Source organism: Larkinella humicola (genome assembly GCF_008727875.1).
In the GTDB taxonomy this organism is placed as follows: domain Bacteria; phylum Bacteroidota; class Bacteroidia; order Cytophagales; family Spirosomataceae; genus Larkinella; species Larkinella humicola.
The window spans coordinates 520,570-543,963 of the sequence record NZ_VTWS01000003.1 but is presented as its reverse complement, the minus strand read 5'-3'; the positions used below and the strand labels follow the sequence as shown (position 1 = coordinate 543,963).

The window sequence follows — 23,394 nt, the reverse complement described above, 5'->3', positions numbered from 1 at the left end:
GTGTGGTACCGGCTTTGAAGTAATGTCCTTCATTGAAACCAAACCGGGCAAGGTTTTTGGCGTGCGGAAACACGTTCGACCAGGCTGAAGCGGCTGGCAGGTTGTTGTCGCCCACGTAGGTCGGTGCCAGCACCATGCCGATGCTCGACCCCATCGAGAGTTCTGTGTTGCCACGCGCGGTCATATCTACATTCAGGTTCATTTCCAGCAAGGATTCGGAGTTGAATTCGTTTTTGCCGTTGAACATGGTTTTGTAGACATCGAACGAAACCAGCGACTTACCGCTGTTGGTAATCACATCCGCCAGCGAGGTTTTTGCATTGGTCCAGTCCTGGGTGTAAACGTACGCTTTGCCAAGGGCTGCCTTAACCGCCCAGCCGCTGATTTTGTGTTTATCGTTGGCACCCGTCCAGGTTTTTCCGGCCAGCAGCGTTTCTGCCGCTTTCAGATCGCTGATGATAAAATCCCAGACCTGCTTCACCGTGGCCCGATCCACCTGCGTCTGATCGAGGCTGGTCGAGGCTTCGGTGATGATGGGAACACCCAGTTTGTCGCCACCCTGACCATTGACGATCATGGCTTCCCCCCAGATCGTGATCAGGTACTGGTAATACCAGGCGCGGAGGAAAAGGGCCTGCCCTTTCATGAGGTCAATGGTCGCTTTATCGGCTTGCGAAGTCGCTTTGGGGCGGTATTTTTCGATGTTGACCAACAGTGTATTGGCGCGCTGAACGCCTTTCCAGGTATCGCGCCAGGTTTCCGACAGAAAACCGTCGTTGGGCTGCGAGTTGTTCTGCCCGAGCTGAATCCAGGTGGGAGTTCCCTGCCAGCTCAAATCGCTGGTGTGATCCCACATATAAAACCCTTTCCCATAAATGTTATGGCCGAACAGGCCCGGGGTGTGCTGTGTCCCGTAAACGCCCGTTAGCAATTGCTCCAGATCGGTTACCGTATTGGGGTAATTATTGGTCGAGAGCGCACCGGGATTGGTCACATCGATAAAATCTTCTTTACAGCCGGCCAAACCGAGCAGGGCCATAAAGAGGGTTATTTTCAGAAATGGCTTCATCGTATGAAACATAGTTGTATCAACTGAGTAAGGTCTGGTGAATTAGAAAGTGGCGTCGATGCCCATTGACAGGAGCGTGGTGCGCGGATAAGAATAAATCGCGTCGATTCCGCGTCCGGTCGTCCCGTTCCGGCCCAGCACTTCCGGGTCCATGCCTTTGTACTTGGTCAGCGTCATCAGGTTTTGTCCCTGAAGGTAAATACGGAGGCTGCCCATCTTGATCTTGTTCGTTACGACAGACGGAAGCGTGTAGCCAATTTGCAGGTTACGCAGTTTCAGGTAAGCCCCATTTTCCACAAAATAATCCGAGATGCGGGTGTAGTTGGAGTTCGGATCGCGAATGTAGTTGCCGGAGGCATCCTTGTATCCCACCCGGGGCCGGTCGGTCAGGCCGTTTCCGTTGAAGAACGACGTCTGGAAAATGTCGTTCGTCGTGTTGTAATCCCCCACGAAAAACTGCGTGTAATACCGGTTGGCGTTGTAGATATCCAGCCCCTGTACGCCCTGAAACAAGGCCGAAACGTCAATGCCTTTCCAGCCCAGATTCAGCGTCAAACCGTAGGTCATCTTCGGCCAGGGATTGCCGATGTAGGTTTTATCGTCGATCGTAATCCGGCCGTCGCCGTTTACATCCCTGAATTTCAGGTCACCGGCACCGGTTCCGGCTGCCTGATACACCACGCCCGTTGTGGGTTTTCCGGCGGCTGCGGCTTTTTCCTGCGCCTGTTGATTCAGGGTGGCCACTTCCGCATCGGTTTGAAAAATGCCTTCCGTGATATACCCGAAATACTGACTCATGGCGTAACCGGCCTGCGTCCGGGCAATGGTGCTTTCCAGGTAATCGCCACCGGCGCCGTCGTTGATCGGGTTGTTGTTGGTGCCGCTCAGTTGTTTGACGAGGTTTTTGTTGAAAGCAGCATTAGCGGCAATGCTATACGTAAAGTCACCCGCTTTACCCCGGTAGTCGATGGCCAGTTCAAGCCCTTTGTTGCTCATCTGACCAATGTTGGTATACACGGTAGAGGCCGCAAAACCCGCCGACCGGGGAACCGGCACCTGATAAATCATATCCTGGGTCTGGCGGCTGTACCAGTCGACGGTCACGTTCAGGCGGTTGTTAAACAGCCCAATGTCGGCCCCGATATCCGTTTGGTTCACTTCTTCCCATTTGATATTCTCGTTCGGTAGCTGAGCGGTTAACGCATACCCTTTGGAGCGGCTGCCGTCCGGTAAACCCTGAATGTTGGTGCCCCCGGTACCGCCGTACGACGCCTGATAGGTAAACTGTGGAATGTTGCTGGTGCTTCCGAGCTTTCCGTAGCTTCCCCGGATTTTGAGGTTCGAGATGGCCGGAATATCCCGCATAAACGCTTCTTCGGTCACTTTCCAACCGACCGAAAACGACGGGAAGACCCCCCAGCGGTTGGTGGGACCAAACCGGTCGGAACCGTCCCGACGGACATTGGCCGTCAACAGGTATTTTCCGGCGTAGGTGTAATTGATCCGGCCAAACTGCGACAAAAGCCGCGTTTGTGGGTATTCGCCCCCACTGGCCCGGTAGGTGCTGGGGTCGGTGCTCAGTCCCAGGTTGTAGGTAATGATCTGAAAACCCTGGGCTTCGGCCGACAAGTTGCTCAGATCCTGCTGATACGCTTCGTAACCCGCCATGGCCTTGAACTCGTGCTGGCCGATGGTTTTGTCGTAGGTCAACACAAAGTTGGCCGTCAGGTTACGCTGACTGCTTTGGTCGCGGGTTAAATAGGCCAGGGTGTTTTTAACAACGCCGAAGTCATGAGCCTCCCGGAAGGTATAGTTGCGACCGCTGTAAACGGAAGCCCCGAAGGTCGAACGAAGATTTAATCCGTTGATGATTTCCCAGTCGGCGTAGATATTCCCTTCCAATGCATACTGATCATTCAAACGGTGGTGAATGTTTTCCCAGCCGACTAAGTTTGGTCCCGTGAAGAAGGAACCGGTTTTGGCCCAGCCGCCAAACGGATTGGTCGGGTCCAGAACCGCTACCAGGGGGGCTGAACGGAACGGATAGGTAGCACTTTGCACCGGATTGGTGCTGGTTTTCCAGGCAAACAGGGTTTCTCCGATCTTAAAACGCTTGTTAATTTTGAAATCCGCATTGGAGCGAATCCCGTAGCGTTCGAAGGAGTTATCGATGATGGTGCCGCCTTCGCGCTGGTAGTTGGCCGACAGGTAATAATTGGCTTTGGCCGAGGCTCCCGCCAGCGAAAGCGAATAGCTTTGCTCTTTTCCATTCTGGAAAATTTCGTCGACCCAGTTGGTGTTGGGCAGCGTGGCCGGATCGCCATAGCCGCTTGTGTTGACGCCGAAGGCCTGTTTGGCTTTGATGTAGTCGGCCGTATTCAGCATCTGGTAGAGATTCCGGGGTTGCCGAACGCCATAATACGCATTGAAGTTAATGCTCATCTTGTCCATCTTCGTGCCGCGTTTCGTCGTCACCAGCACCACGCCCCCCGCAGCCTGTGCTCCGTAAATGGCAGCCGCGCTGGCGTCTTTCAGCACTTCGATGGATTCGACATCCTGGAGGTTGAAGTTATTACCCGCACCCATCCGAATACCGTCCACAATATACAAGGGCGACATGCCGCCAATGGAGCCAATACCCCGGATGACAATGTCGGAGCCACCGCCCGGTGTTCCGTCTGGTCGGGTGACCTGCACCCCGGCGGCCCGGCCCTGCAGGGCTTCGTTGACGCTTCGGACAGGCAGGTTCTTGATTTCCTCCGCTTTGACCGACGAAACCGAACCGGTCAGATCCGACCGTTTTTGGGTACCGTAACCGACCACGACGACTTCACTGAGGTTTTTCGTGTCGGTCAACAGGCTGACGTTTACCTCCGTACGGTTTCCGACGGCAATTTCCTGGGACGTATAGCCCACAAAACTGAACACCAGAACCGCATCGCCCGTCTGCATCGTCAGGCGGTATTGTCCGTTGCCGTCCGTTGTGGTTCCGCGGGTGGTGCCTTTCACCACCACGCTAACGCCCGGCAGCCGCACCCCGGCTTCGTCCGATACCGTTCCGGATACGTTCTGATCCACCGCTGCGGCATCGTTGCTGCGCAACACCTCATCCGCCGACGGAACCGGCAGGGGTTCCAGGTTCAGAATGATCTGCCGCCCTTTTACGTAGTAGGTCAGGCTCAGTGGTTTCAATAATTTGTCCAGGATTTCGCTCAGCGGCTGGTTGCTGGCGTTGAACGATACACGCTGATTCAATTGAACCAGGGCCGAGCGGTAGGCAAAACGGACGTCGGCCTGTTTTCCGAGCTGGTTCAAAACCGCCTTCATCGGGAGGTTGGTGGCCTGGATCGTAACACGTTGATCCATGATTCGCTGGGCTTCTACGGGGCGGGCAAAAGCGAGCCCGGTGAAGATCGCGGCCAGGAGTAACTGATAGAAAGTCAATTTCATAAAGCTACGCAACAGGCTAAGCGGTTGTCGAAGTTTTTTCATACTTTTGCTTGTTTTTTGGCTGTTTGGGGTTTCGAATAGACAAAAAATACCCTTCTTCATCCTGGATGAGGTTGCTTAAAAAGGGGTCTGTTAGGGTCAGTGATGCTGGAACCATCATTGACCTTTTTTTGTGAAGAGACGGATTACTCAATCATAGGCGAATGGGATTAGGGATAGAGATGGGGTCTGCGTAAAATGTATAGGGTTTAGGAATAGGTACTTCAATGGCATCCTTTGCTGGTGATCACGATCTGGCCGTCGAGCACTTCATACGATGCGCCGATGGTCTGGCAGATGACATCCAGCCGTTCCAGCAAATTCTCTTCGTTAAAGGTCAGGTTCACAAGGCAGTTGGCCAGCGCTTCCTCATCGAAAAGCAGTTTGATGCCGTACATACGCTCAATGCTGGAAAACACTTTGTCCACCGGCGCATCTTCAAACACCTGCTCGCGACTGGGCCGGTTGGCGATCAAAGCCGCCGGTTTGGCCACCAGTGCTTTCACCAGCTTGTTCTCTTCCAGATTATACGTCATCTGTTGATTGGGCGTCAGCACCACGCCTTCGACGCGCCGGAGACCGGATTGCTGCGCCAGTTCATAGTCTTTCTGTGAATAGACTGAAACCCGACCGGTTTTTACCATGACCGTTACGTCTTTTTCGCCCGTGTAAGCCCGAACCAGAAAGCTGGTTCCCAGTACCTTCGTAACGGTTTGGTTGGCGTAAATCAAGAACGGTTTGGCCGGATTTTTCATCACGTCGAAGAACGCTTCACCGCTGAGGTACACCGTACGGGTTGTGTTGTCAAACCGTTCGGGATAGCTCAAGCGGCTGTTGGGATTCAGCGTTACCACACTGCCATCGCTCAGCAGGATATTGATCGCTTTGGGGCCGGTATTGACCTTTTCCTGAAGCGGTAGGGTGACGGTTTTGGTCAGGTATTCATACGGGTCGGTTGCCGGTTTGGGAGCCCGGTTCACAAAAAGCCAGGTACTGAGGCTGATCAGCAATACGGAAGCCGCCACCGCCCAGCGCCACCACAACCGTTGCCCCAGCGGCCGAACCGGCACGTCCAGCTCCGTATCCCGGTGTTCGACGGCCTTGCCGACCAGCCGGTTCAGCTCGTCCGCCAGCCGGTTTTCGGTCGCATCGTCGCGGTAATGAGCATCCAGCGCGCGAACCAGTTCCTGAGCCTGCCGAACCACGTCGGCGCGGTCGGGATTCTGGGCCAGCCACCGGTTCCAGAAAAGGGCGGCTTGCGGAGAGGACTCCGTCGTCCATTGCCGGAATGACGCATCGAACAGGAAGTCTTCAGCTTCGTACGTTCTGTAATTAATCATTGAGAAAATAGTATTCTAGGGCTTCTACTTCCATAGTGCCGGAGAGGGAGAGGCAATACCCAAAAAAAAGTAAAATTATTTTTGGGAAGAGTTCAATTAGGAAATGCCAGTGACATATGTATCCATTTTTTTACGCCGTTAGGGATTCAATCGCGCAGCGTCGGCCGCCGAAAACAATCAGTAGCCCTACGCGTGCCCTGAGGTAAGCGACTACATTGTACAGACCAATTGTTTCGTACCGATCGGCACGTGGATATGGAAATAACCGAATGTGCTCCTACTGACGCTACGCTGTTAAACCCCTATGGGATAAATTGGTTAAAATCAAAAGGAATTTTAGGCTGTTAGAAGATAGACGGGGATTGCTCTTGATAGTTAGCTCCTTCATGGCTTGATACCTGATACCTCACGATAACCGCACCATTCCCAGCAAAATCAGCAGCAGGCTGGACGACCATTGGTGGCGGAGTTCCTTGAAGGTTCGGTGAAGCAGATTAGCGACGCTCTGGCGCTCCAGCCCCATAATCAGGGCAATTTCGTGGTTTTCCAAATTCTGGTAAAACCGCAGGTAGAGCACTTCCTGCTGGCGTTTGGAGAGGGAAGCCATGAGCTGGCGTAACAGGCGGGTTTGCTCTGTCTGGTTCTCATCATCAATGATTTTCTGTTCGATGGAATCGGAAAAAGGCATTTGGGCGGGTTCCGATTCGTCGAGTTGAACCGCGGGTTGTTGGGGAAGTGCTTTTAGCAGTTTATAGCGAAGCGCTTTCAGCAAATACGTTTTGACAAACACCGCATCGCCGACGGTCGCTCGATGGTCCCACAATTCCAACAGCAAATCCTGGATGGTGTCCCAAACCAGTTCCGAATCCGCAGTCAGCCGCGAACCGTAGTTATACAGGCTACGGTAATGCCCCTGAGCCAGTTCGCCGAAAGCCAGTTCGTCACCGGCTTTGAAGCGTTGCCATAGCTCCCGGGGGGCAAGATTTTTATACTCAGCGGCTGTAAAGCGTTCCAATGGATGATGACCGTCAAGGACTAACTTTAATTGTACCAAATGTAGTGTTATTTTAACAGAGATGGTATTTTGTGGGTGAAATCTATAATTAAAAGAATTTAAAATATAGCGGTGCGGTTTGCGGATAAAACCCGGAACAAAGGCCGACGTGCGCGAAAAGCAGCAAAAATGGGAAGACGGCTTTCAATAAATCGGCAGTTCGCTAACTTTGGTGGAATATTGCTTTCAGGAACGCCCGGTTTCGATAAAGGCATTGATCAAACGAATAGCCACACCATGAATAACCGTTTCAAAATATGGCTCAAGCGCGTCGGCTGGCTGGGCTTTCTTTTCTTTCTCATTAAAGGCCTGCTCTGGCTGATCATCCCTTATTTAATTGCGAAAGGCGTTTTCTCAAAGTAAAACAGAACCAAGAAGGAACATCACTATAACATAATCACTTTCTGCACGGTTTATTGAAGAAGGAAATTGGCCGGATTATTGACACTGTCTCTATTATTTTTTTGTACAAATAGGATCCGCCGTTCAACATTCGGCGTCTAAAGTACGTATTGAATAAGGAGCAAAGACAGAAAGCAGGGTAGTCGGTTGGTTATCCGGTGACTGATACAAGGAACGTGAAAAAATTTCTGACGGTTTTTTTCCTGGCTATACTGGCACTGATTTTTCTGGTGATCGGGTTCCTCGGTGTAGTCGGTACGACGACCTGGGGGCAGGAATTTGTGACCCGTCAGGTCAATAATTACCTGGCCGGAAAACTCAAAAGCCCTTTTCGGATTGGCCGGATTACCTACGAAATTCCGGATTACATCAGTCTGGAAGAGGTGCTGTTTATTACGCCCCAAGGCGACACCCTTCTGGCGGGCCAGAAACTTCGGGTCGATCTCGACATGATGGGCCTGCTCAAAAACCGGATTGCGCTCAACCAGATCGAACTGGAGAAGGTTAGCGTGAACCTGAACCGCACACTGCCCGATACGGCTTTCAATTTTCAATACATCATCGACGCCTTCGACACCGGCGGACCACCCCAGCCGGTCGACACCACGGCGACCCCGCTGGACATCAGTTTGTCCGGTATCACGCTGAAAGACGTTCGGATTCGCTACAAAGATGATGTCGTCGGTGCCGATGTCGGTGCCTACGTCGATACGTTGCGGGCTAACTTCGACAAAACCAACGTTGATAAATCCCAATACCACCTTCGCGATGTGACGGTTGACGGTCTGGTCGCCAACACGCGGCTTTACAAAGGGATCGATACGCCGGACACTCCCGATACGTCGGCACCGGGTGATACGATGGATCTCCAGTTAGGCAATTGGAAACTCACCCGGGCGCGGTGGGATGTTAAGGTGGAAGAGGCTGATTTCCAGACGAAAGGCTCGGCCGGACGACTGGCGATGAACGCCGATTATCTGTATCTGGACGGGCAGCGCATCGGCATCAAATCCCTGGAACTCGAAAATTCGGATATTTCGGCCATCCTGACCAAACCGACTAAAAAAGCAACTCCGCCCACCATGACAACGGCCACCGCCGACGATGCGGGTGGCTGGCGGGCCAGCATCGGGCGGTTGGCACTGGCCAAAAACCGTATCCGGTTCGACGATCAAAATCAGCCCAAACAGAAAACCGGTCTGGATTATGGGCACCTTGATTTGCAGGATTTTTCGCTAACGGCTCAGGCGCTGCAATACAGTCCGCAGGTCATTTCCGGGAAGTTTCGCGGAGGCCGTTTCCGGGATCAAAGCGGTTTTGCGCTCCAGCGACTCGATGCCGACGTGGTTTATAGCGATACGCTGACGTCGATCAACCGGCTTTTGGTTCAAACGCCCCAGACACTCATTCGTGACCAACTCATTCTACGGTATGACTCCATCGGGCAACTGAGCCGTCCGCGCGAAGCCGGGCGTGTGGGGATTCGGGTCAACCTGAAACAAAGTCGGCTGGCAGTGGCGGACATCCTGCAACTCGCCCCTTTTCTGGCGACCACTGCGCCTTTTGCCGGAAACCGTCAGGCGGTTATTCGGGTCAACACTTTGATGCGGGGAACGCTGGCGAATCTGAGCATTCCGACGTTTGAACTCGATATGCTGTCGGGAACCCGGTTGCGGGCCAGCGGTCGGTTGCGCAACGTGACCGATGTCAACCGGATGGCGATGGACATTACTCTGACCGAAGGCTCAACGCAGCTTCGCGATATTCGGCAGTTGGTACCGAAAGGAACGTTGCCGGATTCCTTCAACATTCCACCGAAACTTCGGCTAACCGGGCGTTTTCAGGGCGAAATCAATGATCTGAACATCAAATCTGCGCTGCAAACCGATTGGGGCAATGTCGATTTCGACGGAAACGTGCGGGGATTTGTGGCCGGAAAAAATCAGGCTTACAAGGGCACCCTGGCGCTGGCGAATTTTGAAGCCGGTCGCTGGCTGAATCAGCAGGCAACGCTTGGCAGCATTACGGCTGATGCGACCGTCAACGGGCAGGGAATCGATGTCAAAACCATGCGGACCACGTTCCGGCTCAATGTCCGGCAGGCGGAACTGAATGGATACAACTACCAGAATTTTGCCGCCGAAGGCGAACTGGACAAAGGCATTCTGACGGCCAAAAGCACACTCGATGATCCGAACGCCAGGCTGGCTCTGAATTCCGAGGTTGGTTTGCTGGAAGACTATCCCAGCGTGAAAGGCGGTTTGGTGATTGAAAAGCTGGATGTGACGGCATTGAAGTTTTACAAGGATCCACTCAGCATCGAAGGCCGGATGCGGTTTGATTTTGCCTCCACTGACCCGGTTAATCCGGTGGGCACGCTGACGGCCCGGGAAACCGTGGTGCGATTAAACGGCAAAACGTATCCGCTGGATTCGTTTTATGTCAAGGCGGCACCGGAAGGCGTTCGGAAAATCGTGGAAGCCAAACTTCCCTTCGCGACTCTAAAGCTCGACGGTCAGTTTGACTACACCCGCCTGTACGATATTGTCGTGGGGGAATTCAGCAAATACATCAAACTACCCGACCTGACCTACAAGCCGGTGAATCCGCCTTATGGTTTCAACATCGACATGACGGTCAACCAGCATCCGTTGCTGACGGCTTTTTTGCCCGCCCTGACCAAAATGGACCCCGTTACCCTGAAAGCGTACATTGACAATACAAAAGACACCACCCTGTCGGCCTTGTTGAAAACCGGTACGATCGAGTACGACACCATGCGGTTTCAAACCGTAACGATGGGGCTTCAGGCGGTTAATGATCGTTTGCTGATCCAGAGCCGGGTTAATGCTGTTCACACGGATCAGGTTGATCTGAACGTAACCCGATTCAACGGGGAAGCTATCAAAAACCGCCTGCATTTCGATATTATTTCGGAAGACTCGACGGGCCGGGCCTGGTATGCCTTGTCCGGTAATCTGGGCGTTGCCGACCGCGCTTATCAGTTTCGGTTCAACCCGGACGGAATGATGACCAATTACCAGCGCTGGACGAGCGACACGACGGGGTATATTCAATACAGCGAGGACGGTATTCTAGCCGATAAATTCTTACTTCAAACCGGTTCCCAGAAGATTCTGGTCAACAGCATTGTTCCGAAACCCAATGCGCCCCTGGAAGTGAAAGTGGAGAACATCGACCTGACGAATATGGCGAAACTGGCCAATCAGGACACCACGCTGGCGGGCGGTTTGCTGAATGGTGACGTCATCCTGCGGAATGTGATGACCAATCTGTCGTTTACCGGCAATGTAACCGTCGATAGCCTGAAGGTGATGGCAAAACCGCTGGGAAATCTAACCGCCAGTTTTGAAAACACGACAGACCAGCGGATTTCGACCGATATTGCCCTGAAGGGTTCGGGAAACAGTGCGCGGGTAACGGGGTTTTACAAGGCGTCGGACCCGGCGAATGCCCTGGATTTCAAGATCAATCTGGAGCAGTTGAGCGCACAAACGATCGAAGCGTTTAGCTTTGGTCAGTTGCGGCAAACGTCAGGCCGGTTGCGCGGGCAGGTCGATGTGTCCGGTTCGACCGAACAGCCCCGGATGAATGGGTCGATGTCGTTCGATTCACTGGCTTTCAACGTCGCGTATCTGAATGCCACGTATAAAATCGACAAGGAAACCATTCGTTTCAACGAGAAAGTAATCACGTTTCAGGATTTCAGCGTTCGGGACGCGTTGAACCGCAGCCTGACCACCAACGGAACCATAACGCTCCGGAAACTGCCCGATGTGGCGTATAACCTGCGCATCAATGCCACGAAATTTCAGGTGTTGAATGCCACCCGGAAAGACAACGATCTGGCGTACGGGAATGCCGCCATCAGCGCCAACCTCAGCATTCGCGGGAGCGGCACCAGCCCCACCATTGGTGGCTCGATTAAACTGGAGGATGACAGCAAGGTGACAATGGTGTTGCCTGATCAGACGGCGTCGGTGAACGAGGCCCGCGAGATTGTCACCTTTATCGACCACAATGACACCCTGGCGTTGCGGAAATACCTGGTGGTTGCCCGGCCCGACACGGCCTTGCGCAGCCGGGCTTTCAAGGAGTTGAGCAATGCCCAGATCGATTTGAGCCTGGAAGTCAACGAAAAATCTGAAATTACCGTCGTTGTCGATGAACTCAACGGCGACAACCTGCGCATCAAAGGCAATGCCCGCCTGAACGTCGGTGTGAGCCAGAGCGGGGCGATTTCGCTGCTCGGTCGCTACGATGTAACCGAAGGGGAGTATTCGTTGACCTATCAGGTCCTCAAACGCAAATTCTCAATTCAAAAAGGGAGTTTTATCACCTGGACGGGCGATCCGCTCCGGGCTGAACTCGACATTACGGCGGTTTACCAGACCACGGCGGTTCCCTCGAACCTGATTGCCAACGAAACCAGCGAACAAATGCGGACGGCGTCCAAGCAGAAAATACCGTTCAACGTGTTGCTGAAGATGAAAGGCCGGCTGGCGGCACCCGACATCAGTTTCGACATTGTGATGCCGGAGGAAGATTTTCTGGCTTCCCGCACGGTGATCGACGCAGTCAATTCCAAACTGACGCAGTTGCGGAACGATCCGTCGCAGTTGAACAAGCAGGTTTTCGGGTTGATGGTATTGGGTAGTTTCATTGCCGAAACATCCTCCAGTTCGTCCGGGGGGGGAATCAATACGGAAGAGATTGCCCGAAACAGCGTCAGCAAGATTCTGTCAGATCAATTGGAGCGGTTTGCTTCCAGTCTGCTGAAAGGATTCGATGTCGATTTCAACCTGCTTTCGTCGAGCCAGTCCGCACAGTCGAACAATACGGTAGGTTCCCGAACCGATTTAAACGTCGGGGTATCCCGCAGTTTCCTGAATGGACGGCTGACGGTTTCGGTGGGCCGTAATTTTGTGCTGGAAAAAAACAGCAATACCATTACCCGAAATCCAAACGAAGTCTTTGATAACCTGTCATTAAACTATAACCTTTCCCGCGACGGTCGCTACATGATGCGGGGGTATCGCAAGAGTGATTATCAGGCGGTTTTGGAAGGGTATGTGATCGAAACCGGTATTGGCTTTGTCATCACCGTCGATTACAATCAGTTGAGTGAAATCTTTAAAAAACCGGAGGAGAAAGTGAATCAATGAGAAACGGTTTAGCATACATATCTTTTTTCCTCTTTCTGACGGGTTGCCACGTTGCCAGACACATTCCGCCCGGCGAGAAGCTCTACGTCGATACGGAAATCAATGTTCAGGTGGATTCGACCGTTTCCAAAACCGAAAAAGGGCAGATTGAAACGGCACTGGCCGACATGGCGCGTCCGAAGCCCAACAAGAGATTGTTCGGCTATCCGTACAAAGTCGGGTTGTATTATTTGATGGGCGAACCCAAAAAAGAGAAAGGATTTCGGGCGTGGTTTCGGCGAAAGGCCGGAGAACCGCCGGTTTTTGCGAGCGCCAAGGCGTTGTCGTCCAACGCACAGCTCTGGATGGGATTTCTGGAAAATGAAGGGTATTTCCGATCAACGGTTTCGGGCAGTTTGAAGGAAGAAGGGTATCAGGCTACGGGGGTCTATCAGGTGCAGGTGCAACCACGGTATTACATCGACTCAGTGGCCTTTCTGATGGATTCAACGTCTTTGCGGAAACCGATGGTGGAGGTCAGAAAACGTAGTTTGCTCAAGAAAGACAACCCCTACCGTTTTGAGTTGATTAAGCTGGAACGGGAACGGATCACGCAGGCCTTGCAGCGTCAGGGTTTTTTCTACTTCCAGCCCGACTACCTCGCTGTCTTGGCCGATAGTGCGCTGGGAAAACACCGCACCCGGCTCTACCTGGCCATCAAGCCTGAAACGCCACCGGCGGCTTTGTTGCCATATTCGATCCGGGATATTTATGTCTATCCCAATTACAGCCTTTCCTCCAATACAACCCAAACGGATACGTCAGAAAATCAGGCTGTTAAGTTTGGTAAATTAAATATTGTCGATCCGGCTGGCATCTATAATCCCAAGTTGTTTCGGGATATCATTGCCCTGCAACCCGGGAAGCGGTACAACAGCCGGGCGCAGGATCAGACCTTGTCACGGTTTATCAACGTAGGGTCGTTTAAATTTGTCCGCAACCGGTTTGAAGCGGATCAGCAAGGCGATTCGGCCGTGCTGGATGTGCATTATTTCCTGACGCCCTACCCTAAAAAATCAGCCCGGCTTGAAATTGCCGGGACGAGCCGCTCCAACAACCTAGTGGGGTCGCAACTTTCCCTGAACTGGCGAAACCGGAACGTTTTTGGACGCTCTGATCTGTTCACCATCAGCGCCAATGCCGGAATTGAATTCCAGGTAGGTGCGCGCGGGCAGGGTGTTGCCAACTACCGCTACGGCATTCAGACCAGTCTGACGTTTCCCCGGCTGGTTACGCCGATTCCCATTAAATATTACCAGCGCGGACAGGCGCTGCCCCAAACCATCGTCTCATTGGGGTACGATCTGATCGTTCGGGGAGAATTATACCACTTGAATTCGTTTCTGACCACGTTTGGCTATTCGTGGCGGAGCAATCCGCAAACGGAGCACATTTTTCAGCCCATCAGCATTAACTACGTGTTGCCTTCCAATTTTACCGAAAAATTCTTCGCCCTGGAAGACGACCCCAGCACACGGCAGCAGTACATCAATATTCTGCGTTCCGAACAGCTCATTCTGAGTACGTTATATACGTATAATCTCAGCTCATCACCCCGGACCGCTTCGGCATACACCTATCGGTTGAGTGTGAACGTTGAACCCGCCGGTAATCTGGCTTCGTGGCTGACGCGCAAAACCAATGCAGAAGGGCGGGAAGTGATCTTTGGAGTACCCTATTCGCAGTTTTTTCGGATGGATGTCGATAGCCGGCATTTTTTTAAAGTATCGGAAAATTTGACCTGGGCCAACCGGTTTTTTGGTGGATTTGGCGTTCCCTACGGTAATTCCACGGAATTGCCTTTCGTGAAGCAATATTTTGTCGGGGGGGCCAACAGCCTGCGCGCTTTCCGCCCCCGGGCGGTTGGCCCCGGGATTTTTACCCGAAATCTGGAAGGTACGGTGCAGCTTCAGGACGGCGGGGGCGACATCAAGCTGGAATTTAATACCGAACTTCGTCCCAAATTCAATAAATACATCCAGGGAGCCCTGTTCCTGGACGTCGGCAACGTCTGGATGTACTCCGATAATACGTTATACGGACTTGGAACACAGTTTAAGTCCGATTTCTACAAACAACTGGCCGTCGGCACGGGGGTGGGTCTCCGGGTGGATGTGTCGTATTTTGTCGTCCGGTTTGACCTGGCGTTTCCGCTGCGCAAACCGTGGTTGCCGGAAGGGCAGCAGTGGGTGACGGATGAAATTGCTCCCGGCAACCGAGCCTGGCGCCGGGAGAATTTGATCCTGAATGTCGCCGTGGGGTATCCGTTTTAACCCCGGCGTTCATTTGTCAGAGTTCTGTCGCGGAATGAAATGTTCCATCGCTGTTGAACAGAACCCGCCAAATCCGGGCATTCGTTGCATCCAGCAGGATGACCCGCCAAGGCTTATTCGCTTCGTCATCGACGTCCGTCAAAACCGTGTGGATGCTGCTTCCGGGAAAGGTTTCGCTCAGATGCGTGCGGGTGATTGCCGGTACTGAATCCGGACTGAGCAGCACGCCCTGTTCAACCACGACTCCGCTCGTTTGGAGGAGAGCGACTTTTGCAGTGGTTCCTTCCGTGAAACGGGCTTCCCAAATTCGATCCTGAAGACGATTCCAAGTCACCGACCGGGCGCTGGGAAACGCCGTTTTGAAGCCACTGTAAGCCCCCAGGGATACCCCCGAACGAGCTGCCTCATTAATTAAGTCGGCACCGGCTTTATCCTGGCAATTAAAACTGATTGTCGCTAAAATTAGGATGCTGAAAAGGGTTGTAAGACGGGAAACGATGGGATTGCGTTTCATGTTTCGATGTGTTTAAGTGAAAATTAAAACTTGACTATTGGTTTATTGGCCTGATTATTCATCCAGATCCTGGAGCCGGTGAACCCGGTGGCGGTAGAAAAACCGGTAGATGATGGGGAAAACCAGCAGCGTCAAAACGGTGGCGGTGATCAGTCCGCCGATGACGACAATCGCCAGCGGTTTCTGGGTTTCCGATCCAATTCCGGTGGAAAGTGCGGCTGGCAGCAGCCCGATGGCCGCCATCAGGGCCGTCATGACCACGGGGCGTATGCGCGACTGAACCCCGTCCCGGATGGCCTCGTCCAGCGACATTCGGGCCAGCAGGTTTTTGTTGAAAACCGAGATCAGAATCACCCCATTTTGCACGCAGATTCCGAAAAGGGCAATGAATCCGACCCCCGCCGAGATGCCAAAGTTCATGTTTGTTGCGTGCAGTGCCAGAATGCCACCAATCAGGGCAAACGGAACGTTAAGCAGCACCAGGCCCGCATCTTTGGTGTTGCCGAAGGTGATGAACAGGATCACAAAAATGGCCGCCAGACTGATGGGGACGACCTGTGCCAGCCGCTCGGTGGCCCGCACCTGGTTTTCAAACTCCCCAACCCATTCCATCGAGTAGTCTTTGCCCGGGTTGAGGGCCGCATTGACCTTTTTCTGGGCTTCGGCAATCGTACTGCCCAGATCACGCCCTCGCACCGAAAATTTGACGCCGATAAACCGCTGATTAATATCGCGGTAGATGAATGCCGGGCCGGTTTGCTTCTTGAGCGAAGCGATCTCCCGCAACGGAATCAGACCCCCTTTCAGCGTCGGAACCATCAGGCTCATGATGTCTTCTTCACTCTGGCGGTATTCGTCCTGATACCGGACCCGAATGTCGAACCGGCGCTCGCCCTCGTACAAAACCGATGCGGTTTTTCCGCCAATGGCCATCTCGATCACCGCCTGCGCATCCGCTGTGGTAACGCCATACAACGCCATTTTGTGGTCATGAAACAGCACGCTGATCTCCGGCTGACCGACATTCCGGATCACGCCCAAATCCCGGACGCCTTCGACGTCTTTCATAGCGTTCAGAACCTGGTCGGCGTATTTTTCGAGCTTGTAAATATCCGGCCCAAAGATTTTTACGCCGTTGCTGGCTTTGTAACCGGCGACGGCTTCGGCCACGTTGTCGATGATGGGTTGCGAATAATTGTAGACAATCCCCGGATAATTCCGCAGTTTTTTGTCCATCTCATCGGTCAGTTCTTCCACCGACAGCTTGCGTTTCCAGTCGTCTTTGGGGGCCAGATCGACCTGAAACTGGCAGAAGTAAAAACCGTTCGGATCGGTACCGTCGTTGGAACGGCCCACCTGCGAAAGCACCTGATTGACTTCCGGAAACGTCTTCAAATCCCGCCGGATCTGCCCGGCCATCTCCACGCTTTCGGGCAGCGACAGACTCATGGGCAACTCGGCCGTGACCCACAGTGCGCCCTCGTTCAGTTGCGGCAGAAACTCTGTTCCCAGAAACCGGGCGGAGAAAAACGTGCCGCCCATCAGCAGCAAAGCGGCCACGATGCTGCGTTTTTTATGACCGTAGCACCAGCCAAAACCCGCCATGACGATGCGGTTGAAGAAGTTGACAAGGGGGTTATTCTTTTCGCGGACGTTCTTTTTTAGCAAAATGGAACACAAAACCGGCACCAGCGTCAGCGTAAACAGCAACGCACCCAACAGGGCAAAACCGAGCGTCCAGGCCAGCGGAGAGAACATTTTACCTTCGACTTTCTGGAACGCGAAAATGGGCAGCAGGGCCGTGATGATGATGAGCTTTGAGAAGAAAACAGCCTTGCCCAGTTCGCCACCGGTTTTTTTGATCAGACCCAGTTTGGCCAGTTTGTTGAATTTGGTCATGCCAACTTTGTGCGCCCGATGATCGAGGGTGACGAAGATTCCCTCGACCATCACCACAGCCCCGTCGATGATGATCCCGAAATCGACCGCTCCCATCGACAGTAGATTGGCCGACATACCCCTCAATTTCAAACACATGAACGCAAACAGCAACGCCAGCGGAATGATGATCGAAACGATGAGCGTGGTTCGCCAGTCGGCCATGAACAGAAAAACCATTACCGTTACCAGCACAATGCCTTCGGTCAGGTTGTGCAGAACCGTGTGCGTACAGAACTCGATCAGGTTGTCGCGGTCGTAGAACGTCACTATGTTGACGTCCGGTGGCAAGACCCGCGTGTTCAATTGTTCGATTTTCGCCTTCACGCGGCCCAGCACGTCGCTGGGATTTTCGCCTTTTCGCATCACCACAATACCCTGCACCACGTCGTCATCGTCGTTCAGACCCACCTGCCCCACGCGCGGCAACTGCGATTCGGCCACCTCCGCGACGTTTTTGACCAAAACCGGGTTGCCGTTCAGTTCCTCAATGATGATGTTGCCGATGTCCTGAATGGATGTTAGCAGGCCAATGCCGCGAACCACATACGCCTGTCCGCTTTTTTCGATGACATCGCCCCCGACGTTGATGTTGCTGCGGGTAACGGCCTGGTACACTTCCAGCGGTGTCAGATCGTATTTGGCCAGTTGCGTCGGGTTGACGCGCAGTTCGTAGATTTTCTGCCGACCGCCAAACGCCACGACGTCGGCCACGCCCGGAACACTCCGCAACTGGCGGTCGATCACCCAGTTATGAACCGTCAGCAGTTCGCGACTATCCCGCTTGTCGCTTTTCAGCGTGAAGCGGTAAATTTCACCTGTCGGGCCATATGGTGGCTGCACATCCGGTTCGACACCATCGGGCAACGTGATGTTACGCAGTTGATTGTTAACCTGTTGTCGGGCAAAAAAGTCTTCGACCTCATCTTCAAAAATGATTTTGATGACCGACAACCCGAACATGGTGACGGAGCGCACGTTGGTTTTTTTCTGCACCGAATTCATGGCGACTTCGATGGGAACGGTGACGAAACGCTCGATTTCTTCGGCGCTCCGGCCGTTCCATTCCGTCACCACAATAATCTGCGTATTGGTGACATCGGGGAACGCTTCCAGGGGCGTATTGAGGTAGCTGAACACCCCCGCAATGACCAGACCGGCGGTCATGAAAAAGATAAAAAACCGGTTTTTCAGCGAAAAACCGACAATATTCCGAATGAACTGGTTCATGAGTTAGTTGTTCAAGGCGTTGTAAATCAGGATCTGATTCTTGGAAACCACGGTTTCGCCGGGCTTCAGACCCGCGTTGAGGTAGGTGACCGCCCGCAACGTTTTGTGAACGGATACTTCACGAACTTCCAGATCGCTCCGGTTGCGGTAGACGACAACGTAGTTTTTCGATCGGTCGAAAATAACCGCATCGGTCGGTACGGTCGCCAGTTGCCGGCCCGTTTCCAGCGTCAGCCGGATGGTCGCGTGCATCTGCGGTTTCAGCTTGTAATCCGGATTTGCCAGCCGAATTCGCACGCTCATGGCTTTGGTGTTGGCATCGAGTACGCTGTAGATTTTGTCTACTTTGCCCCGAAAAACCGCATCGGGATAACTCAGCGTTTCGATCTGGGCCGCCATCCCGGTTTTGACCCGGCCGATGTCGCTTTCATTAACGTTGGCCATTACCCAGACGTCCTTGATTTCGCCGATGGTGAAGAGGTTGTCGGCGTTATCGGCCCGGAGCTGCAAGCCGGGATTGACGTTTTTCTCGATGATGAACCCGGAAATAGGCGCTTTGACCGTGTAGTTACTGGTTTTGCCCAGACCATAAATTTGGAAGACTTCCCGCAACCGGGCCAGTTCGGCTTCGGCCTGACTGACTTCGTTTTGCGCCTGAACCACATCGCGCTGGGCGTTCAGTTTGCTTTCGTTCAGATCCTGGGCAACCCGCAGGTTTTTTTGCGCCACCAGCAAGCCCGACTGTGCCTGGATCATCTGCCGTTCCAGATCGGCCACTTCGCCGGATCGGATCAGCGCCAGCGTTTGCCCTTTCCGAACGTAATCACCTAACTCAACCGGCACGGTTTCTACGTTGCCACCCACCAGCGGAAACACCTTGATGACCTTGTTTTCGTCGGCCACAACGCGGCCCACCAGTGTCAGTTCATTTCGAACGGGCTGGTTCACAACCGAGTCCAGCCGGATGCGTTTCTGCATCGTATCCGATAGCATGAAGGCTTTCGTTTCTTCGGCAACTGGTGGCGTATCGCAACTGAGTGTTCCCATTCCGGCCGCCAGCAGGAAGGTGATGATGATGAGTTTGTTCATTGGATTAGTTTGACAGATTGGTACCCATGACGTAGTTGAATTCCTCGTAAGCCGCCATGCGGTCGGTTTTCAGGCGGTTCAGATCCCGAATGTTTTCGGTGTAGGTTTCGAAGAGATCGACAAATTCGAGCAGGGAGATATTCCGCTTCAGGAAGTTGGCCAGTACACCCCGGTTCAGTTCTTCGAATTGCTCCGTAAACCGGCCTTCCACCGAGCGAATCATCTGGTCGGCGTTGCGGATTTTTTGCCAAACCGCCGTCACCTCGTTCTCCACCTGAATCGTCTTCTGCTGGTGCAGCTTTTGCTGGTACCCGATCTGACTTTTGGCCGCCCGAATGGCTCCCTGATTGCGGTTGAACAGCGGCAAATCCATCGAAACCGACAAACCGGTGTAATTCTGGATGTAATTGGACGACTGATCGTAGACCCCACCGACGCGCACATCCGGTTTCGCCAGTGCCCTTTGCAGGGTGTAGTTCAGTTGCGCCTGCCGGGTTAGCGATTCGCTGATGCGAACATCCGGGCGGTTTTGGAGGGCCAGATTTTGCAACGAATCCAAGGGCTGAACCGGCGGTTGCAACCGGACCAGAGCGGCTTCATCGACCAGCGGCCGGATGGGTTGATTCGTAGAAAGCAGGGTTTGCAGAAACTGCTGCTGATCGACCAGTTGGGACTGAATTTCGGTGCGGTTTTTCGAAAGCTGAAAGAGCAGCGATTTAAGCCTCAGCATTTCCAGCAGCGAAACATTGTTACGTTGGTACTGCTCCTCAAAGGCGTTGAGGGTCGTCTGCAAAACCAAAACCTGCTGCTCGTATTGTTTCAGGGTGTTCTGCTGAAAATAGATTTCGTAGAACCGGCTGTGCAGCTCAAACCGGAGCACCCGGAGCAGATCGCGGAACCCCAGCTCGGTCAGGTGAGCCGATTCCTGCGCCAGCGCGATTCGTTTGTTTCGTTTCCCGGCGGTATACAGCAGTTGCTCAATCGCGACGAATTTTTGTCCCTGTTTGCCAACGTCCAGCACCCGGCGTCGTTCCGGGTTGTAGGCATTGATTTCTGCCGTAATCGTAGGATTGTCGAACAAACCCGCCTGGATTACTTCGGCTTGAGCGGTTTCGATCTGGTACCGGCCGGCCAGTGCGAGCAGATTTCTCCCAACGAACAGGCTATCAGCCTGCCGGAGGTGAATGGACAGCGTGTCCTGGGCCCGGGCCATCCCGCTCCAAAGCAGGACCACCAGGGTCACGTATTTGATCATGATCTAAAAATATCGTAAGAAAAAGAATGGCATGACCGCACGATCACCAGCACCGGGAGAAATGCCAGCGACCAATCCAAAAAGAACCGACGCAGCAAAACAGCGGATGACGGCAACCGGCGGATGCGAAAAACAGAAGAAAACCGTCGGCAACCGAATGCAGGGAGCCGGTCAGTTCTTCACACAAAAGGGGACTTGATCAGGCCCGTTGGGGCGGAGGAGAATCGATCTCGGGCGAATGAGACGAATAGAAAGAAGCAGAGAAGAGATGCTTCCGGGGAACCAGCAGGCAAAAGCTAACCGCCACTTTCGGCAACGGCACCATCACGCTGGGTGCGGTCCAGTCATAAACGGTTTTGACGAGTTTGACCGCAATGGGATGATCCGGATCATCCCGTTCCGGTACGGCATTGGGAATCGCCAGAACCTCTTCGAGCAGAACCTCGCCAATACTTTCCATTTTGTTGACCGACAGATCTTCCGCACCCACATTCTGATGAACAGATTGGGTGAGGTGATCCGGGGCATCAATGCTGAAGTTGAGGACATTAATGGCCATCAACAAACAGAAAAGCCGGTGCAGAAAAGGAAGTTGACGCAGTTTTTTCATAAAATCCGTACGACAAAGGTACGGTAAATTGCCGAAAATTAACAGGTTGCACCCAAAATGACACTGTCGATGCCGCACAAGGATGCCAGGCAGAACGCTATGCTCCTGAAAAAATAGAGGGTGAAAAGTAGGAAGACGAAGCAACAAGGCTGCCTAGTCTTCCCGCCCTTCCTTGCGGTTGGCGTCGGCCATCCGGACGATTTTCGGCGTAAATTTCGCCAGAACTTCTACCAGATCGCGTTGAGCATCGATAACGGTTTCGATGTTTTTGTACACCATCGGTGCTTCGTCCAGATCGCCACCGATCAGTTGGATATCGGCTTCTTTCAAGGCCTTGTTCCATTGGGAGCGCGTCAGGGTGTTGAACGCCTGCGTTCGCGACATCAACCGCCCCGCTCCGTGGGAGGCCGAATTCAGCGAATCCGCATGACCCTTTCCGCGAACCACAAAACCGGGTTGGGTCATGGAACCCGGAATAATGCCCAGCACATTGGCCCCGGCGGGGGTGGCTCCTTTCCGGTGCACAATGACGTCACGGCCGTCGGCGAGTTGTTCTTTCCACGCAAAATTGTGGTGGTTTTCGACCATCGTCAGCGGTTTTTCACCCAGTGCCTTCGCCAGTTTACGGTGAATCTCGTGGTGATTGGCGGAAGCATACGCACCGGCCAGATTCATGGCAATCCAGTATTCCTGTCCTTCCTCCGTGTTCAGGTCCAGCCAGGCCAAATGAGCCGCCTGTTTGGGCAACCGGGTTTTCTGCATCGCCAGTTTGGAATAGTAATTGGCGACGTTTCCGCCAAAACCGCGTGAGCCGGAATGGGAGAGCAGGGCCAGGTATTCGCCCGGTGGCAGGTTCAGTTGGTCATCCGGTTCGTAGACCTCCACGACGCCCCATTCGACAAAATGGTTTCCGGTTCCGGAGCTTCCCAATTGCCGGTAAGCCTTGTCTTTCAGGTTGCGGATTACCTTGGTGGCCTGCCAGTCCGGCAAATCCATGACGGTTTCGTCGATTTTGTCGCGGGTTTCACCCCCCATACCGAATTTGGTTTTTTCTAGCAGCGATTTTTTCAGGAGATCGGGTTGTCGTTTTAAAAAAGCCGGGGGCAAATCGAAGACCGACAGACACATCCGGCAGGCAATGTCGACACCCACCGCAAAGGGAATAACCGTATGGGCTTCCGTCGCCAGAACGCCCCCGATCGGCAATCCGTAGCCCTGATGCGCATCCGGCATCAAGGCCCCGGCTACCGAAATGGGCAGACTGGCGGCTGTTTCCATCTGTTTCAGAGCGCCTTCCTCGATCTGGTCGCGACCGAAAACCGCATACGGTAACGCATCGGAGCGCAGGCCGAAGTCGCGATCTGCTTGTTTTTCGCTGGCGTCCAGCACAAAAGGAGCGGGTTCCGGTGGTAGATAAGTCATGCCGGTTTCACTCAGCGGAACAGCAATTCCCTGCTTGTTCAATGCATAAACGGCCTGAGCCAGGTTGGTAACCTTGTTTTTGGAATACGCAAATTTTTTGGGATTCTGAAGCATCTGTGCCAGCAAACCCATCGCTTTTTCTTTGGAATACCCGGCGCGTTGCAGCAACCCATTGGCCACGCGCAGAAACGGGGTATGTAGCGATTCCGGGATGGGTCCCAGTATCAAAATATCTTCAAGTACAACGGAAGTTTCCATGATCTTTCAGTTTACCCGACTTTCCCAAAAGTGTTGATCTATCTTTCAGGAAGGTCGGGAATTTTATAAAATTAGCGGTTTCGCCGACGGACCAGAATTTCCTTCGATATTACCAGGCTATTGAGAAACCCGCATCCGGTTTGATAACTGGTCTGTTCTGTCGCTACAAAGGTTGGACTCTTCTGCGCAGTGTTTTTGCGCAGTTCAAAAAAAATATCGATTTTTC

13 protein-coding genes and 1 pseudogene are annotated in these 23,394 nt (G+C 53.2%); 4 read left to right on the top strand and 10 right to left on the bottom strand.

Annotated features, from left to right (window positions below; all coding sequences use genetic code 11):
* Positions 1–355: 355 nt before the first annotated feature.
* The 4 genes and pseudogenes from F0P93_RS32015 to F0P93_RS14325 form a co-directional block, all read right to left on the bottom strand.
* A pseudogene (locus F0P93_RS32015) lies at positions 356–1,039 on the bottom strand (RagB/SusD family nutrient uptake outer membrane protein); the annotation flags it as partial.
* Positions 1,040–1,111: 72 nt separating this feature from the next.
* Entirely contained in the window at positions 1,112–4,561 is a 3,450-nt protein-coding gene (locus F0P93_RS14335) for a TonB-dependent receptor (RefSeq protein ID WP_150877061.1), read from the bottom strand.
* Between the two features lie 221 nt (positions 4,562–4,782).
* Positions 4,783–5,898, bottom strand: a complete 1,116-nt coding sequence (locus tag F0P93_RS14330; RefSeq protein WP_150877060.1) for a FecR family protein — start codon at positions 5,896–5,898, stop codon at positions 4,783–4,785.
* Between the two features lie 406 nt (positions 5,899–6,304).
* Entirely contained in the window at positions 6,305–6,913 is a 609-nt protein-coding gene (locus tag F0P93_RS14325; RefSeq protein WP_150877059.1) for an RNA polymerase sigma factor, read from the bottom strand.
* Positions 6,914–7,081: 168 nt separating this feature from the next.
* Here F0P93_RS14325 and F0P93_RS14320 point away from each other — a divergent pair, with 168 nt between their 5' ends.
* The 3 genes from F0P93_RS14320 (at position 7,082) to tamL (ending at position 14,852) form a co-directional block, all read left to right on the top strand.
* Positions 7,082–7,315, top strand: coding sequence for a hypothetical protein (locus tag F0P93_RS14320; protein ID WP_150877058.1), 234 nt, complete (start codon positions 7,082–7,084; stop codon positions 7,313–7,315).
* 215 nt (positions 7,316–7,530) lie between these two features.
* Positions 7,531–12,540, top strand: coding sequence for a translocation/assembly module TamB domain-containing protein (locus F0P93_RS14315; RefSeq protein WP_225309489.1), 5,010 nt, complete (start codon positions 7,531–7,533; stop codon positions 12,538–12,540).
* Complete coding sequence (gene tamL / locus F0P93_RS14310; RefSeq protein WP_150877057.1) at positions 12,537–14,852, top strand: translocation and assembly module lipoprotein TamL; 2,316 nt, start codon at positions 12,537–12,539, stop codon at positions 14,850–14,852. Before F0P93_RS14315 ends, tamL begins: the two co-directional genes overlap by 4 nt.
* Before the next feature lie 16 nt (positions 14,853–14,868).
* Here tamL and F0P93_RS14305 read toward each other — a convergent pair whose 3' ends face one another.
* The 4 genes from F0P93_RS14305 to F0P93_RS14290 are packed head-to-tail and all read right to left on the bottom strand — an operon-like array spanning position 14,869 to position 20,878.
* Complete coding sequence (locus F0P93_RS14305; protein ID WP_150877056.1) at positions 14,869–15,366, bottom strand: hypothetical protein; 498 nt, start codon at positions 15,364–15,366, stop codon at positions 14,869–14,871.
* Between the two features lie 54 nt (positions 15,367–15,420).
* Positions 15,421–18,534 carry an efflux RND transporter permease subunit gene (locus tag F0P93_RS14300; protein ID WP_150877055.1) on the bottom strand — a complete coding sequence of 1,038 codons (3,114 nt, stop codon included), beginning with the start codon at positions 18,532–18,534 and terminating at the stop codon, positions 15,421–15,423.
* A gap of 3 nt (positions 18,535–18,537) precedes the next feature.
* Complete coding sequence (locus F0P93_RS14295; RefSeq protein WP_150877054.1) at positions 18,538–19,623, bottom strand: efflux RND transporter periplasmic adaptor subunit; 1,086 nt, start codon at positions 19,621–19,623, stop codon at positions 18,538–18,540.
* Positions 19,624–19,627: 4 nt separating this feature from the next.
* Entirely contained in the window at positions 19,628–20,878 is a 1,251-nt protein-coding gene (locus F0P93_RS14290; protein WP_150877053.1) for a TolC family protein, read from the bottom strand.
* Between the two features lie 31 nt (positions 20,879–20,909).
* Between F0P93_RS14290 and F0P93_RS31495 the strand changes: the two genes are divergently transcribed.
* Complete coding sequence (locus F0P93_RS31495; protein WP_191908818.1) at positions 20,910–21,077, top strand: hypothetical protein; 168 nt, start codon at positions 20,910–20,912, stop codon at positions 21,075–21,077.
* Here the strand turns inward: F0P93_RS31495 and F0P93_RS14285 are convergent, their stop codons facing one another.
* Positions 21,078–21,488 carry a hypothetical protein gene (locus F0P93_RS14285; protein ID WP_150877052.1) on the bottom strand — a complete coding sequence of 137 codons (411 nt, stop codon included), beginning with the start codon at positions 21,486–21,488 and terminating at the stop codon, positions 21,078–21,080.
* Between the two features lie 153 nt (positions 21,489–21,641).
* Positions 21,642–23,168, bottom strand: coding sequence for an RtcB family protein (locus F0P93_RS14280; RefSeq protein ID WP_150877051.1), 1,527 nt, complete (start codon positions 23,166–23,168; stop codon positions 21,642–21,644).
* Between the last annotated feature and the right edge of the window lie 226 nt (positions 23,169–23,394).

Excerpts from the sequence above, each read along its gene's own strand:
- F0P93_RS14335 (WP_150877061.1), bottom strand. The coding sequence starts at position 4,561 with ATGAAAAAACTTCGACAACCGCTTAGCCTGTTGCGTAGCTTTATGAAA.
- F0P93_RS14330 (WP_150877060.1), bottom strand. The coding sequence starts at position 5,898 with ATGATTAATTACAGAACGTACGAAGCTGAAGACTTCCTGTTCGATGCG.
- F0P93_RS14320 (WP_150877058.1), top strand. The coding sequence starts at position 7,082 with ATGGGAAGACGGCTTTCAATAAATCGGCAGTTCGCTAACTTTGGTGGA.
- tamL (WP_150877057.1), top strand. The coding sequence starts at position 12,537 with ATGAGAAACGGTTTAGCATACATATCTTTTTTCCTCTTTCTGACGGGT.
- F0P93_RS14305 (WP_150877056.1), bottom strand. The coding sequence starts at position 15,366 with ATGAAACGCAATCCCATCGTTTCCCGTCTTACAACCCTTTTCAGCATC.
- F0P93_RS14300 (WP_150877055.1), bottom strand. The coding sequence starts at position 18,534 with ATGAACCAGTTCATTCGGAATATTGTCGGTTTTTCGCTGAAAAACCGG.
- F0P93_RS14295 (WP_150877054.1), bottom strand. The coding sequence starts at position 19,623 with ATGAACAAACTCATCATCATCACCTTCCTGCTGGCGGCCGGAATGGGA.
- F0P93_RS14290 (WP_150877053.1), bottom strand. The coding sequence starts at position 20,878 with ATGATCAAATACGTGACCCTGGTGGTCCTGCTTTGGAGCGGGATGGCC.
- F0P93_RS31495 (WP_191908818.1), top strand. The coding sequence starts at position 20,910 with ATGACCGCACGATCACCAGCACCGGGAGAAATGCCAGCGACCAATCCA.
- F0P93_RS14285 (WP_150877052.1), bottom strand. The coding sequence starts at position 21,488 with ATGAAAAAACTGCGTCAACTTCCTTTTCTGCACCGGCTTTTCTGTTTG.
- F0P93_RS14280 (WP_150877051.1), bottom strand. The coding sequence starts at position 23,168 with ATGGAAACTTCCGTTGTACTTGAAGATATTTTGATACTGGGACCCATC.